At 57.6% G+C, this 15,101-nt stretch carries 14 protein-coding genes and 3 pseudogenes; 14 read left to right on the top strand and 3 right to left on the bottom strand.

Annotated features, from left to right (window positions below; all coding sequences use genetic code 11):
- Nucleotides 1–25: 25 nt before the first annotated feature.
- From J2X72_RS12295 to J2X72_RS12305, 3 genes are read right to left on the bottom strand one after another with little or no spacing between them, the layout of a single operon-like run.
- Nucleotides 26–571: a hypothetical protein gene (locus J2X72_RS12295; protein ID WP_310072321.1), complete on the bottom strand. Its 546-nt coding sequence runs from the start codon at nt 569–571 to the stop codon at nt 26–28.
- Nucleotides 564–1,148 carry a DUF1214 domain-containing protein gene (locus tag J2X72_RS12300; RefSeq protein ID WP_310072323.1) on the bottom strand — a complete coding sequence of 195 codons (585 nt, stop codon included), beginning with the start codon at nt 1,146–1,148 and terminating at the stop codon, nt 564–566. The genes J2X72_RS12295 and J2X72_RS12300 overlap by 8 nt, the downstream gene beginning before the upstream one ends.
- 36 nt (nt 1,149–1,184) lie before the next feature.
- Nucleotides 1,185–3,335, bottom strand: coding sequence for a penicillin-binding protein 1A (locus J2X72_RS12305; protein ID WP_310072325.1), 2,151 nt, complete (start codon nt 3,333–3,335; stop codon nt 1,185–1,187).
- A 269-nt stretch (nt 3,336–3,604) separates the two neighbouring features.
- On the opposite strand from J2X72_RS12305, the gene J2X72_RS12310 reads away from it, so the two are divergent.
- The 14 genes and pseudogenes from J2X72_RS12310 to J2X72_RS12375 all read left to right on the top strand — a co-directional run bounded on the left by J2X72_RS12310 (nt 3,605) and on the right by J2X72_RS12375 (nt 15,031).
- Nucleotides 3,605–4,231 (top strand): LysE family translocator, encoded by a 627-nt coding sequence (locus tag J2X72_RS12310; RefSeq protein ID WP_310072327.1) that lies wholly within the window; start codon nt 3,605–3,607, stop codon nt 4,229–4,231.
- A gap of 356 nt (nt 4,232–4,587) precedes the next feature.
- Nucleotides 4,588–5,058 carry a hypothetical protein gene (locus J2X72_RS12315; protein WP_310072328.1) on the top strand — a complete coding sequence of 157 codons (471 nt, stop codon included), beginning with the start codon at nt 4,588–4,590 and terminating at the stop codon, nt 5,056–5,058.
- Nucleotides 5,018–6,232, top strand: a complete 1,215-nt coding sequence (locus tag J2X72_RS12320; RefSeq protein ID WP_310073015.1) for a terminase large subunit domain-containing protein — start codon at nt 5,018–5,020, stop codon at nt 6,230–6,232. The genes J2X72_RS12315 and J2X72_RS12320 overlap by 41 nt, the downstream gene beginning before the upstream one ends.
- 65 nt (nt 6,233–6,297) lie before the next feature.
- Complete coding sequence (locus tag J2X72_RS12325; protein ID WP_310072330.1) at nt 6,298–7,467, top strand: phage portal protein; 1,170 nt, start codon at nt 6,298–6,300, stop codon at nt 7,465–7,467.
- A gap of 1 nt (nt 7,468) precedes the next feature.
- Nucleotides 7,469–7,837 carry a DUF6107 family protein gene (locus J2X72_RS12330; RefSeq protein ID WP_209997557.1) on the top strand — a complete coding sequence of 123 codons (369 nt, stop codon included), beginning with the start codon at nt 7,469–7,471 and terminating at the stop codon, nt 7,835–7,837.
- Nucleotides 7,827–8,306, top strand: a pseudogene (locus tag J2X72_RS12335) (HK97 family phage prohead protease); the annotation flags it as partial. The gene J2X72_RS12330 and the pseudogene J2X72_RS12335, both read left to right, overlap by 11 nt.
- Before the next feature lie 1,079 nt (nt 8,307–9,385).
- The gene (locus tag J2X72_RS12340; RefSeq protein ID WP_310072333.1) at nt 9,386–9,778 is read left to right on the top strand and encodes a hypothetical protein; all 393 of its coding nucleotides are present in this window, start codon (nt 9,386–9,388) and stop codon (nt 9,776–9,778) included.
- Nucleotides 9,779–9,781: 3 nt separating this feature from the next.
- A pseudogene (locus J2X72_RS12345) lies at nt 9,782–10,133 on the top strand (HK97 family phage prohead protease); the annotation flags it as partial.
- Between the two features lie 141 nt (nt 10,134–10,274).
- Nucleotides 10,275–11,522, top strand: a complete 1,248-nt coding sequence (locus tag J2X72_RS12350) for a phage major capsid protein (RefSeq protein ID WP_310072335.1) — start codon at nt 10,275–10,277, stop codon at nt 11,520–11,522.
- 172 nt (nt 11,523–11,694) lie between these two features.
- Nucleotides 11,695–12,444: a hypothetical protein gene (locus tag J2X72_RS12355; protein ID WP_310072337.1), complete on the top strand. Its 750-nt coding sequence runs from the start codon at nt 11,695–11,697 to the stop codon at nt 12,442–12,444.
- Between the two features lie 361 nt (nt 12,445–12,805).
- Nucleotides 12,806–13,156: a hypothetical protein gene (locus J2X72_RS12360; protein ID WP_310072339.1), complete on the top strand. Its 351-nt coding sequence runs from the start codon at nt 12,806–12,808 to the stop codon at nt 13,154–13,156.
- 129 nt (nt 13,157–13,285) lie between these two features.
- A pseudogene (locus J2X72_RS12365) lies at nt 13,286–13,411 on the top strand (phage major capsid protein); the annotation flags it as partial.
- A gap of 176 nt (nt 13,412–13,587) precedes the next feature.
- Complete coding sequence (locus J2X72_RS12370) at nt 13,588–14,700, top strand: hypothetical protein (RefSeq protein WP_310072341.1); 1,113 nt, start codon at nt 13,588–13,590, stop codon at nt 14,698–14,700.
- 4 nt (nt 14,701–14,704) lie between these two features.
- Complete coding sequence (locus J2X72_RS12375; RefSeq protein ID WP_310072343.1) at nt 14,705–15,031, top strand: hypothetical protein; 327 nt, start codon at nt 14,705–14,707, stop codon at nt 15,029–15,031.
- Nucleotides 15,032–15,101: the final 70 nt, after the last annotated feature.

A 15,101-nucleotide genomic window follows, 5' to 3' on the forward strand; every position in this document is an offset into this window, starting at 1 on the left:
CGATTGGATCCAATCGCTGCGTCGTTTATAGCAATGGCGTACAGCTGGCGCTCTTGAGGAAGGAACCGACTTCGTCTTTCCAGGACTCATCCGGTACGAAACTGCGGATGACAACAAAGCCTTCGTCCATGTCGGCCTCGATGAGCACGGAATTTTCCGCCGCTGCGGGCTTGGTCTTGTTGAGTTCGATCATCTGCAGCGGCGTCGCGATGACCAAATCGAGCTGGTCGGCGATCGCGGTGCGATCATTGATCGAGTAGGTGTTTTCGCCTTGCCGGTTGTAGACGGAGATCGACCAATAAGGTGTCGTGCCGACGCCGGTGATGTGGGCGGGAAGATCCTCGATATCGAAACGGCAGGCCGCTGCCTGAAACAGTGGATCGAAGGCTAACGGTACGGTTCCGGGCGCCTGGTCCCGAGAAACGCTATGGAATTGCCAGTCATCGCCATAGGCGGAAATGCGCGACCAGGCGTTGCGATCGGAATAGAGGGGCACGAGCAGGACAACCGCGATGTGAACGATGCCGGCTCCGATGAGACCAAAGAGCAGGGCGCGAACAAGCTTACCCATCACAGCTGATCCTCGTGACCGCCGGAAATGTCATGTCGACGAGACCCGAATTGCTGCCGACAGGCGTGTCATAGAGCGTCATAACCAGCACCATCCGTCCCGCGCCCATCGTCGCAAGCCAGTTTCCCGGTTGAGCCTTGGGCGAAACGAGCACGACGAACCGCCCATTCTCCTGGCGGAATATTTGCCGTGAATGCAGCGCAGGCAGGCGATCCTTACCCGGGTCAAGTGCGATGAGCGAGCGGTCGGCTGCGTAGAGCGTCCAGAAACGCGAATTGGGGCTATTGCCTTCAATCTTGTAGGAGCAGCGCCGGTCGAGTGCCTGACCCTGATCATCGTCATAGGCATAGAAGGCGAGACCCTCTGCCGACCCAAGCGGAAAGGCGCCTTCGCGGGCCGCCCGCGCCTTGGCATAGGGATCGGAAAGGGGTGTGCCGGCTTCTGGATGCCCGGTCCATTGGCCCACGGTCAGCGCGCCAAAGCCATCGAAACGGTTGACCGCATACCACGCGCTCAGCGTGCCGCCGCCGACAGCAATCACAAGCGCAATAAGGGCAAGGAAAACATTTCGAAACATCGAATCAGAAGTACACGCGAGTGTTGGGGCATGCAATCAAAGTGCGGAGACTTTCGAGGGCAGGATCGGCAGTTTGAGCTGCGGCGCGGCTTTCAGCGCCTGGCCGATTTCACGGATGGCCGTTGCGCTGGCGCCTGAAAGAACCCGCGGCCGCTCTTCCGCCTTCAGCGCATCATCGTCAACGGCCTCTTCAGCCTTGGCCGCCGCGACCTTGTCCTGCTTGGGCATGGTTGGGTCGATGCCCGGGATGGCTTTGAGATCGATGTTCTGATGGGCATAGTTCATGAAGCGCTGCCAGGTCATTGCCGGAAGGATGCCGCCTGTCAATTCCTTGGTCGGTGTGAAATTGTCATTGCCGAACCAGACAGCAGCCGTGTAGTTGCCGGTAAAGCCAACGAACCATGCGTCGCGATAGCTTTGCGTCGTGCCGGTCTTGCCCGCCGCCCGCGTCATCGGCAAGGCAGCTCGCCGGCCAGTGCCCCATTCCGGCACCTGCGACAGCATGATGTTCATGTTGTCCGCCGCCGTCACCGAAAGAACCCGGTGCGGTTTCACGCCATCCTTCTTCCAATCCCACAGGACATCGCCATTCTGGCTCAGGATCTGCGTGAAGGGATGACGCATGCCGGCGATGCCGCCGGTCGCGAAGACGTTGTAACCGGTTGCCTGATCCATGACGGTCATGCCGGAGGTGCCCAGCACCATGGTCTTATGCGAGCTGATCGGCGATTCAACGCCAAACGCCTTGGTCAACGCTACGATGGGCGCGGTCGTCAGGTAGTCCTTGGCGAGCCGCACGGGGACTGTATTGATGGATTTGACCAGTGCTGTTGTCAGGTCGATCTTTCCCAGATACTGGCGCGAGTAATTCTGCGGCGACCAGTTGCCCCAAGAAACCGCGCCACCGGAGACCAGAGTCTTCGGTGTCATGCCCTTTTCCATGGCAGCCGCATATACATAGGGCTTGAAAGACGAGCCCGCCTGCCGCAGCGCGGCTGTGGCGCGGTTGAACTGGCTTTCGCCATAGTCGCGGCCGCCGACAATAGCCCTGACCGCGCCGTTGTTTTCAAGAACCACGATTGCAGCCTGGTTGACGTGATATTCCTTGCCGAATTGGCGAAGGTGGTATTCCGCGGATTCCTCCGCTGCCTTCTGGATTCCTGTATCGAGCGTGGTGCGGACGACGAGCGTATGGGTCGGCATTTTCTGCGCGACCTTCTTGACCTCGTCAAAGGCCCAATCGAGGAAATAATCCGGGCTTTCCGAGCGGCCGCGATCGACCACGGTTGCGGGATTGCGCCGTGCGCCCACAACCTGACCTTCGGTCATCAGTCCGCCCTGTACGAGATTGCTGAGCACCACATTGGCGCGGGCACGGGCTGCCGGCAGATTGACATGCGGCGCGTATTTCGCCGGCGCCTTGAAGAGCCCGGCCAGCATGGCCGCCTCCGCCAGATTGACATCCTTGACGCTCTTGCCGAAATAGAATTCGGAAGCCGCCGCGATGCCGAACGTTCCGCCGCCCATATAGGCGCGGTCGAGATAGGTCTGCAGGATTTCCTTCTTGCTGAGGTTCGACTCCAGCCAGAGTGCGAGGAAAGCTTCCTTGATCTTGCGGTCAAGGCTTCGCTCATTGGTGAGGAACAGATTTTTCGCCAGCTGCTGGGTGATGGTCGAGCCGCCCTGAACAACGGAATTGGCGCGCAGGTTTTCCGTCATGGCGCGCGACAGTCCGAGGAAATCTATGCCGAAATGGTCGAAGAAGCGGCGGTCTTCCGTAGCAAGGACGGCCTTGATGACGTGGTCCGGCAGTTCGTCTATCGGTACCGCGCTACGGTGCAGAATACCACGCTGGCCGATCTCGTTGCCGTAGCGGTCAAGGAACGTCACGGCGAAATCATCGCGTGTACGCCAGTTCTTTTCCGTTTCATGAAAGGCCGGGATTGCCAGTGTCAGCATGAGCACGGAACCGACTGTACCCCAGGTGAATGCTTCGCCCAAAACCTCAAAAATCGCGCGCCGCCAGCCCGTGACGTGGAAGCGGCGGAAGAAGATGGTGGTGTCTTCCCAGAATTCTGCCAGGCGAAAGCGCGTTTCGTACAGGGTTGAATCGATCCAGGCATCAAGCCCAAGCAGCGGCGAGACCTTGAATCGCTTGCGTTTCCTGTCCGGCCTTGGCGCGTTCATCAACTTCTTGCCCGCCCTGTGCTAAGCCATACTTGCCCCTGAAGGCACATGGTTTAACGGATATCGCTTAACAGCTTCTTGAAGGGGCTGTTTAAGCTTCAATATATGGTCATTCCATCCCGTAAAAAGAATACCGCCTTTGTGATTAATGTCACAAGGGCAAGCGCTCCCGATATGGAGATTTGACCGGGACTGTTGCCAAAAAGTTTCCCCTTGCAATTGCGCCTATCCGGTGGATTGGTGTCATTTTTCCAAGTGGGAGCATGGGCATGTCCATTGAGCATTGGCTGGCATTCGTTGCGGCATCGGCAATTCTTCTCGCCATTCCGGGTCCGACGATCCTTCTCGTCATCTCCTACGCGCTTGGCCATGGCCGGCGCTTTGCAGCGGCGACGGTTGCGGGTGTCGCGCTCGGCGATTTCACCGCGATGACTGCGTCCATGCTCGGCCTAGGCGCCTTGCTTGCGGCATCGGCAGCGATCTTTACCGTGCTGAAATGGGTTGGTGCCGCATACCTTATCTATCTTGGCATCAAGCTCTGGCGTGCGCCGGTTGCCAATCCTGAAACAGGCGAAACGCCGGAAAAGAACGAGAAGGCCCACCGCATCTTCCTCCACGCCTATGTGGTAACGGCGCTCAATCCCAAGAGCATCATTTTCTTCGTGGCCTTCCTGCCGCAGTTCCTCGATACGACCCGCCCGATATTCACGCAGATGGTGATCTTCGAAACAACCTTCCTGGTTCTCGCGGCACTGAATGCCGCAACCTACGCCGTGATGGCATCGATGGCGCGCCAGACCATCCGCAAGCCGAAGGTCCAGCGTATCGTGAATCGCACGGGCGGATCGTTGATGATCGGGGCAGGGCTGCTGGCGCTCGGCTGGAAAAAGGCATAGAGGACCTCGATGACTCGCCGTGATGGGCATGAGGGGCGCTTCCGCGGCTTGCGAACCAAACGTCGCTGCGCTCCGGTTCTCGCAAAGCACACCAGCTGACTCATCAGGCTGAATTCTCAAAGTCCTGTTTTCACGCATTTAAGAAAATTTTCTTAGTTAAGAATATAATCCTTGACCGCGTAACGGTTGTCCTGTAGGTTTTAGTCATCGTCGGAAATGTGAGTCCAATACCTCGCCGGCCGGTTGGCCGGGCGCGTGGATTCGTTTCAATCTTCTCCCAGGGACAATTCATGACAGTCAATTTTGCCGCCGCTATGCGCCGGCGAAGCGCATTTATGCTTTGCCGTGAATATGGCATGTCCGCCGCCGAGATTGCGCCGGTGCTCGGCTTGAATGCGCAGCAATTCCTGCGCGCGCTCAACCGCGACGGTCTTTCTTATAGCGATATGCAACAGGGAAACGGGCAGTTGCGTCTTGCCCAGCGGATCATGGATCTGCTGCGCAAGGAACTGGATACGCTTTCCTCGTTGGATCGAGAGGCGCCGGGCAAAGTGAGGCTCGATGCCCTGGCGCTTCTTGCCCGCACCATCGATCGCGTGAGCGATCTACAAGACCGCTTTGCAACAACGAGGGCGCAAGCCGTGGGCGGCCTGAGTGCCGATGAACTTCGCGCGGTGCTCAAAAAGATTGACGAAAGGATCGATGAACTTGCCGACATCCGAGCGAGAGAGTTGGTCCGAAAGGAACTTGAACGACAGGGAAGCGCGGGCGGTCCAACCGGAGTGGATGTTCCGGGGCAGGACGGCGCAGCAGCCGCCGCGCTCTGACTGGCAGACATGGCTCATACTCGGGGGTAGAGGTTCCGGCAAGACCCGGATGGGTGCGGAGTGGGTCAACGGCGTGGCCTTGCGTCTCCCTCCGTTCGCGTCGAAAGGATCATGCAATATCGCGCTGGTCGGCGAAACATTGGCGGACGTGCGCGAAGTCATGATCGATGGTCCATCGGGCATCATGTCGGTCTCGCGGGCCGAGCGGCCGCGTTACGAAACGACACGGCGGCGTCTCGTTTGGTCAAACGGCGCCACGGCGTCGATGTTCTCATCGGAGGACCCGGACAGTCTGCGCGGACCGCAGTTTGACGCGGCCTGGTGCGATGAATTGTGCAAATGGAAACATGTTCAGGAAACCTGGGACATGCTGCAATTCGGCCTGCGCCTCGGGTTGAATCCGCGGCAGGTCGTGACGACCACGCCAAGACCGCTTGGCCTGATCAAGAGCATGCTGACCGATCCGGCGATTCCCGTCTGGCGTATGCGGACGCGGGAAAATGCGGAAAACCTCGCATCCGGCTTCGTCAGTCATGTCAATGGGCTCTATGGCGGCACGCGGCTCGGGCGGCAGGAACTCGACGGCGAGGTCATCGAGGAGAGCCCGGACGCGCTGTGGTCCCGGCTGACGATGGAGAACGTGTTCTCGCCAGACGTGCCGGAACTGAAGCGCATCGTCGTTGCGATCGATCCTCCGGCCAGCGCAACGAAGAAATCCGACGCTTGCGGTATCGTGGCTGCCGGCCTCGATGAAAACGAAATGGCATGGGTGCTCGCTGACGAGAGTTTCGCACCGGCCAAGCCGCACGAATGGGCCAGACGGGCGATTGCGCTGTTTCACCGGCTGGAGGCCGATTTGATCATTGCCGAGGTCAATCAGGGCGGTGACATGGTGGCCGCAGTCATCGCTGCGGAGGACGATAGCGTTCCCGTGCGTTCGGTGCGGGCCAACCGCGGCAAGGCGTTACGGGCCGAGCCCATCGCAGCGCTCTATGAACAGGGCAGGGTGCGCCATGCGGCGCGCTTTCCCATGCTGGAGGATGAAATGTGTGACTTCGCTCACGACGGCTTGTCGAGTGGACGCTCTCCTGATCGTGTGGACGCGCTGGTCTGGGCGCTCAGCGATCTCCTGCGGCGCCGCGATGGCAGCCCGAGGATACGCGTGGTGGGCTAATCTCCGGACCGGGAACAGATTTTTGCAGTCCACCTGAACGTTTCACCAAAAAGAAAGTACCCCGCATGGCACTCAACTGGCCGTGGCGCCGACGCGCTGCGAATGAGAACCCGTATCTGCAGCAGAAGTCGGCGCAGGGCTTCGTCGCCTTGCAGTTCGACCGGGAGGCGCGCTGGTCGCAAAGCGGCTATGTCGGGCTTTCACGGCAAGGTTTCATGCGCAATCCCGTTGCCTACCGCTGCGTCCGTCATCTGGCGGAAGCGGCCGGCGCAACACCCTGGCTGCTCTACGAGGGCAAGACGGAGCACAGCGAACATCCGCTGCTCGGTCTTCTGACCAACCCGCACCGTGGCATCGACGGCACAAGCTTCCTCGAGGCGCTCTATGGCCATCTGCTGCTCTCCGGCAACGCCTATGTGGAGCGGGTGCAGAGCGGCGGCGGCGCTAGCGAACTGCACCTCCTGCGGCCGGATCGTGTTCGTATCATTGCCGATGACAATGGCTGGCCGATCGCGCTGAACTACGGTGTCGGCGCGCAGAAACGGACAATCCCGCTTGACGAGGGGCGGGGGCTGCACCTGAAGCTCTTTCACCCGCTCGACGATCACTACGGCTTCGCACCGCTCGAAGCCGCGCTTATGGCGCTCGATATCCACAACGCTTCCGGCTCGTGGAACAAGGCGCTGCTCGACAATTCTGCGCGGCCCTCGGGAGCGCTCGTCTATGCGCCGGGCGAGACCAGCCACCTGACGGAAGATCAGTTCGAGCGGCTGAAGGGCGAGCTGGAAGAAGGCTATACGGGCGCGGCAAAGGCTGGTCGTCCATTGCTGCTGGAAGGCGGGCTTGACTGGAAATCCATGGCGCTGTCGCCGCTCGATATGGATTTCATTGCCGCCAAGAACACAGCAAGCCGCGATATAGCGCTGGCCTTCGGCATTCCGCCCATGCTGCTCGGCATTCCCGGCGACAACACCTACGCCAATTATGCCGAGGCCAACCGCGCCTTTTATCGCCTGACCGTCATCCCGATGGTGACACGAACAGCCAAGGCTTTCGCTGCCTGGCTCGGTCCGGTCTACGGCAATGATCTGCGCATCGAACCCGATCTCGACCGCGTCGACGGGCTTAGCCAGGAGCGTGATGCCTTGTGGCAGCGGATCGGCGCTGCGCCGTTCCTCAGCGATGAGGAGAAGCGGGAAGCAGTCGGCTACGCCCCAAAAAATCAGGGAGAATAAGATGACACAATGGTCCGATGCCGCCTGGATTCTGGCGGCAAAGGCGGCGGGCGCGATTGCAGGCTCCGCCGTCTCCCTCGCCTACATGCTGCCGCGCGACAAGAGCGAAGCGGCCATTCGCTTCATAGTCGGCATCGTCTGCGGTCTTGCCTTCGGAGGCGTAGCCGGGATCAAGATCGCTGCCGAACTCGATATTGGCGGTGAGCTCGGGAAAACCGAATTGATGCTTATGGGGGCGACAGCGGCAAGCCTCGCCGCCTGGACGTCGCTCGGCATTTTCGCTCGCATCGCCGCGCGCATCGGTGAATCAAAACCTCCGCAAATCAACGCAAGCTCCTCGAACGAAAGGGATATCGCCGATGTCCGATAGGCGTTTCCTGCCAAGACTCGAGAAGAAATATACCGGGCTCACTGTCGAAGCAATTGCGCAGGATGGCAGCTTTTCCGGCTATGCCAGCCTGTTTGGCGAGGTTGATCTCGGCAAGGATGCGATCGAGGCAGGAGCCTTTCTGAAGTCGATCCAGGCACGCGGTGCCGCCGGCATTCGTATGCTTTGGCAGCATGATCCGAACCAGCCCATCGGTACGTGGACGGTAGTTCGCGAGGACAAGCGCGGGCTCTATGTCGAGGGCAAGTTGGCCAAGGGCGTTGCCAAGGCTTCTGAAGTGCTGGAGCTGATGCGCTCCGGCGCCGTCGATGGCCTTTCCATCGGCTTCAAGACGATCAAGGCCAAAGCCGGTAGGGGCGGTATAAGGCATATCCACGAGGCGGACCTTTGGGAAATCTCCGTCGTCACCTTTCCGATGCTGCCATCGGCAAGGGTGGGACAGGTGAAGAGCCTGCCTGCCGATGCCCTGCCGGACAAGGATTATTCCAACCAGCATCGGCTTTTGTGGAACATCAAGGCCAACGAGGTGCTGATCGAGGCGCTGAAACGTTCGCCGCAGAGCGACTACAACGGCCGCTGGCTGGCGCGCTTGCAAGAAGAAAACGCGGAGCTGAAAAGCCACTCGACGCTCTATGAGCCTTTCCAGATCTGGGTCAGAAAATACAATCCGCACCAGCCGCGTGTTTCAGCGGGAAACGCCGATGGCGGCCAATGGACTGATGGGGGTGGCGGGAGTGGATCGCCGCTTGCACAAGAGGCGTTTGATCGCAGGTGGGGAACTGCCAGCAGGCCGGCAAGCGAGACGCGCATTGTCTCCGGTCATGGCCGCTTCGGCGGTGGTGCAGCGCTGGCCAACAGGCCTGGTACGGGCCCGAAAGCACCAGATGGAACGCCTGTGCAGTTGGCGCAGTCGGGTGGCGGGCGTCGCGGAAGTGGCCCCAACATCCGCATCATAGCCGGGCGGGCGCAGGAAGTTACGCCCGAGCAGGAACTGCGGATCGAGACGTCAAGGATACGTGCCGACGAGGCTGTCCGGAGGGTTCAGCAACGTGATGCCGGGTGGAAACCGCAACCGGGACTTTATGACACTGCGGAAGGGCTCATTCGCTATCATGAGAGCGTAGCGCGCCAAGCGGAGTATCGAGAGCGGGAACTGAGCGGCAACTGGTTGGGGCAAAATGGCGGTCCGCCGCTGAATGATAAGCCGGGCAGCGGGCAGCAAAGTCGACGTGACGAACTTCTGCAAACATTGCTGCCACGACCTAGTGGCATGAGCGATGCGGTGCTGAGCCACCGATCGTCCAAAACACCTAATGAAGGCACCCCAGGTTCCAGATATAAGAATCCGGGAAACGGGCAGGTAAGAATATATGGCTCGGATGGCAAGCCCATCAAAGATATAGATAGTAATCATGATCATGGATATGGCATTCCGCATGTGCATGATTGGGAGCGTGATGAAAACGGAAAAGCTGTTCGCGGGTCCGGACGCCCTTTTGACCCTACAATAGACGAATAAGGAGATCAGTAGTGGTAAATAATTTAGAGGATTTTCACGACGCTGAGGTGATAAAAATTGAAATAAATAGTGGTGATTTACATATAAGTGTAAATACTGTTGACAATAAAGTAAAAAATATAAAATTAATTGAATGTAAGTTGTTTAGAGTTAACGATTTCATACATCAAAATGTGATATCAAGAATACTACCAATTGGAATTGACTCGAATGATGAAGGCATACTAGAAAAAATTAGTTGGGCCACCGAAATCGGTGGCGACTCCCCTTTTATGGATGTTAAAAGTATTAAAGGCCTTCTCAATGATATTAGATCGGGAAGCCTGTTATTGGTATATTTTGAACCTAGTTGGGGGGCAGAGATTGTTGCTGTTTGCCGTAAAATTGAAATAGGGGCGCTGTAAGTCGACCTCGGCAAGGATGCGATCGAGGCAGGAGCCTTTCTGAAGTCGATCCAGACACGCGGTGCCGCCGGCATTCGTATGCTTTGGCAGCATGATCCGAACCAGCCCATCGGTACGTGGACGGTAGTTCGCGAGGACAAGCGCGGGCTCTATGTCGAGGGCAAGTTGGCCAAGGGCGTTGCCAAGGCATCTGAAGTGCTGGAGCTGATGCGCTCCGGCGCCGTCGATGGCCTTTCCATCGGCTTCAAGACGATCAAGGCCAAAGCCGCTTCGGGCGGTATCAGGCATATCTACGAGGCGATCTCAAGGGAAATCTCCGTCGCACCTTTCCCCGATGCTGCCATCGGCAAGGGTGGGGCCGGATATGAGCAACGCTTCACCGCAAAAAAACAGGAAGTCTCGCCGGCGTATACCCCCTTCGCAGCTTCGAGCGGCGCGGGAGAACCGCTTTCGCGCATTTTTCTAACAATTCAATTTAACAACCAAAGGAAAAGCAATGAACGCACATGACCCTCTGCACGAACCGATGCTGGAGACCAAGGTACTAGGCAACGCTGACAGTTTTGACGAATTTTCCCGCATATTTTACGAATACAAAGCCACGAACGACCTTCGCCTCGGCGACATCGAGAAAGGCAGGAGCGTCGATGTTCTGACGACCGAGAAGTTGCAACGCCTGGACACTGAAATGGACGCGCAAAAGCGCGCCCTGGATCGCCTGGAATTGAAACAGGCCCGCCCTGCGCTGGATGGCGGTGTTCGCCAAGTGTCTTCGCCCGAGCACAAGAATGCCTTTGAAATCTATGTGCGGCGCGGCGATGAAAGCGCTCTGCGTGTCATCGAAACCAAGGCGCATACGATCGGTTCGGCAAGCGATGGCGGCTACCTGGTGCCGCCGGAGCTCGAAACCGAAATTGGCGCGCGTTTGGCGCAAATCTCGCCAATCCGCAATATTGCTTCCGTGCGGCAGGTGTCGGGTTCGGTGCTGAAGAAGCCTTACTCGATCAAGGGACCTTCGGTTGGCTGGGTCAGCGAAACGGATATTCGCCCGCAGACGGAAGGCTCGAAACTGGCAGAGCTGCAGTTTCCCACCATGGAACTCTACGCCATGCCGGCGGCGACATCATCTTTGCTTGACGACGGGGCGGTCGACGTAGAGCAATGGATATCGACGGAAGTGGAGACTGCCTTTGCCGAACAGGAGGGCAAAGCCTTCATCAGCGGCGATGGCATCAACAAGCCGCGCGGTTTCCTGACTTATGACGTCGTGGCAGAAAGCGCCTGGTCATGGGGCAAGCTCGGCTCGCTTTCGACGGGCGTTGCCGGCAAGTTTCCCGCCGCCGATGCTTCCGACATTCTGCTCGATACGATCTACGCGCTGAAGGCCGGATACCGCCAGAATGCCAACTGGGTGATGAACCGCAAGACGCAGGCCGAAATCCGCAAGCTCAAGGACAGGGACGGCAATTATCTCTGGACGCCGCCCGCAACGCCCGGCGCCCAGGCCTCGCTGCTCGGCTTCGGACTTGTCGAGGCGGAGGATATGCCGGATATCGCCGACAAGGCGACGCCGATCGCCTTTGGCGATTTCGCGAGGGGCTATCTGGTGGTGGACCGTACCGGCGTGCGTGTGCTGCGCGATCCTTACTCTGCCAAACCTTACGTGCTGTTTTACACGACCAAACGTGTCGGCGGCGGCGTGCAGGATTTTGATGCGATCAAACTGTTGAAGTTCGCGGCCTGATCCGTTGGGGCCAGGACGGCCTGCGTGGTCCGATGCTCATGGACGAGCATGCACACGGTGCTCCGGTCTAGAAAACCACCATTTTCGGCTCGTCCTGGCCCCAACCCGCGCCTTAAGACCTTCGTCGAATTGCTCATTTCACCCAATCCCGTCGTTTCCGGAGCGCACATTCATGTCGGCGCCATTCAATTCGCATGAGCTGAAAATACTCTGGAACATCAAGGCCAACGAGGTGCTGATCGAGGCGCTGAAGCGCAGTCCGCCCCGGGAACATAACCTCCTTTGGCTGGCGAGCCTGGCCCAAGAGAACTGTGAACTGAAAAGCCGCTCGTTACTCTACGAACCTTTCCGGATCTGGGTCAGAAAATACAATCCGGACCAGCCGCGTGTATCCGCCGGCAGTTCCGACGGCGGGCAGTGGACCGATGACGGGGGCGGCGGAGTGACAGGTGGTGCGCAACCCGCCTCCGGCCATGGGCGGTGGGGCGGTGCGGTGGCGGCTGGACCCAAACCAGAAACTGGCCCCAAGGCACCGGATGGAACGCCGGCCACTTTAGCGCAAAGCCGGGGCGGCGGTCGTCGTGGCGGTGGACCGACGATCCGTACCATTGCCGGTCGCGCTCAAGAGATAACCCCAAAACAGGAGCTCCGGCTTACCCGGGCACAAGACGGTGCGGACGCAGCGACTCGAACTGTGCAGCAACGTGATCCGAACTGGCGCCCACAAGCTCGCCTTTATGAGGATGTCGAAAGCGAAATTGCAGCCAATGAAAGTATCAGGCGCGAAGCGAATGAGCGACTGGCCGAGCTCAATCAAGGTGTGAATATTCGCGGTAGCTTCATTCCCTATGGCTTTGTGGATCAGGAGCAATGCACTGCTTTTGGCTCTGCAGTACGCAACCGGCTGGCCGAACCGGAATAAGGGATGCGAGCATCCATCTGCGCGGCAGTGCGGTTACCGGCAGAAGCTTCACGTCACGAGCGCTTCACGATGGTGCTGAACGAAGTGATCTTGATGTGGCGATTGCCAGCGAAACGTTGTTCAGACGGGCGGAGGATGCAAGAATAACGCTGCGGGAAGGCTGAACGCGAACAGAGCCGATATACGAGCCAGAGACACTTGAGCGGCTTGGTCTTTTGAGGCTAAGAGACACGATGGAGGCCCAGACCGGACGCGACGTCAGTTTCATGGTATACAGGTCGAGGGAAGATATCAGAGAGCGGGGAGAATTTGCGACGCTGCAGGATTTTATCAAATTCATTAGACACAACGGGGATCAAAAATGATTGCCAAAAATCATATACTATTTGGAATACAAAACAGAAAAAAGGATGCGCAATTTACTAATAATGAATTATATGATCTGATAGACGCTGTTGATAAGATCATGTATAGGAATGCTGGGTATGTTGGTATAAATGAAATGGAGAGTCCAGAGGGATTTATTTACTACATATCGGATGACGAGAGTGTGTTGCTGAAAACAAATATATTTGGGCAAGAAACATTGGAAGAAGAAGAATTCCCTGACTTCGCATATCTTCTCTATATGTACGATGTAGGCAAACACCCACAATATTTAGCTGCGATTGAAAAGAGACCCGATATATTCATTAAGCTGAGAACCGAATAAAGCTTATTGTTACACCAATAAGGTGGACATCATCCCTGAGACCAATATCGATTGCGATAAGCTTCTATCTCCGAGGTGAACAAGCTTTTTCGATTTTCGCTACGGATTCAAGCCTGCTACCACCCTGTGATCGGCGTGCGTGTGCTCCGCGATCCTTATTCCGCCAAGCCTTACGTTTTGTTCCACACGACCAAACGTGTCGGCGGCGGCGTGCAAGACTTCGATGCGATCAAACTGTTGAAGTTCGCGGCCTGATCCGTTGGGGCCAGGACGGCCTGCGTGGTCCGATGCTCATGGACGAGCATGCACACGGTGCTCCGGTCTCGAAAACCACCATTTTCGGCTCGTCCTGGCCCCAACGTTCACGCGCCTTAAGACCTTCGTCGAATTGCTCATTTCACCCAATCCTGTCGTTTCCGGAGCGCACATTCATGTCGGCGCCATTCAATTCGCATGAGCTGAAAATACTCTGGAACATCAAGGCCAACGAGGTGCTGATCGAGGCGCTGAAGCGCAGTCCGCCACGGGAACATAACCTCCTTTGGCTGGCGAGCCTGGCTCAAGAGAACAGTGAACTGAAAAGCCGCTCGTTACTCTACGAACCTTTCCAGATCTGGGTCAGAAAATACAATCCGGACCAGCCGCGTGTACCCGCCGGCAGTTCCGACGGCGGGCAGTGGACCGATGACGGGGGCGGCGGGAGCGGCAAGCCGCTTACACAAGAGGCGTTTGATCGCAGGTGGGGAACTGCCAGCAAGCCGGCAAGCGAGACGCGCATTGTCTCCGGTCATGGCCGCTTCGTCGGTGGTGTAGCGCTGGCCAAGACGCCTGGTACCGGCCCGAAAGCACCGGATGGAACGCCAGTGCAGTTGGCGCAGTCGGGTGGCGGGCGTCGCGGAAGTGGCCCAAACATCCGCATCATAGCCGGGCGGGCGCAGGAAGTGACCCCTGAGCAGGAACTGCGGATTGAGACGTCAAGGATACGTGCCGACGAGGCTGTCCGCAGGGTTCAGCAACGTGATGCCGGATGGAAACCGCAACCGGGACTTTATGACAGTGCCGAAGGGCTCATCCGCTATAATGAGAGCGTTGCACGCGAAGCGGAGTATCGAGAACGAGAACTGAGCAGCAATTGGTTGGGGCAAAATGGCGGCCCGCCGCTGAACAATCCGTCAAACAGTGGACAGCGGGGCCGGTATGGTGGCCTGCTGGACTCGCCGCTTGCCGAGCCAAGGCCGACTCTGCCCCCGCCGGTTCCGGGCCACAAGATCGATTATGATAAGGTTTCGACGGCTAAACCTTATGAAGCAACGGAACCCCGCAATCTTGAAGAGCAGGTATTATGGAACGAAGTTATACGTGATCCAGGCGCCGGCAAACTCCTGAACGGACTTAACAACGATCCACGTTTTCCGGTGGAAAATGGATGGCAAAAAATGTACGTGACACATAGAAAACCGGATGGGAAAGTTCTTGAGGTTCACTATCAGTTTAATTTCTACACTGGCAAAGCCTATGACATAAAATTAAAAAACAAGGACTAATATCATGATGTTGCGTGAGTTTGATCAAGAACAGCCGTTGGAGGTCTATGCATTCTATTGGGCCAATAATCCAGCCTTGAAAAGACATGGACAGCGGATGCATCTTGTCGTCCTGTACCAAGGCCATGACGGACTTGGTGTGGTCGCAGAAGATGAATGTGAAATCGTTGACCCGAGCGTTGATGGATTTGTTCTGAGACGATCAGGAAGTGGCGGTGATATTTTTGTTCATTGGGCCGCCGACAAAGATGATCTGCTTGACAGGCTCATTGACCATGACCCCGGCGCAATGGCTGAGTTTCAACGACGCCTTCGTGAGGGAAGGTCCTGAGGACTTTTCGGGTCGCGCCGAGACTGGAAACGCTATAGCGGCAGTGTTTGGCAACTTCTTGAGGGTTTTG

This window comes from Phyllobacterium sp. 1468, from assembly GCF_031455525.1.
GTDB lineage: Bacteria > Pseudomonadota > Alphaproteobacteria > Rhizobiales > Rhizobiaceae > Phyllobacterium.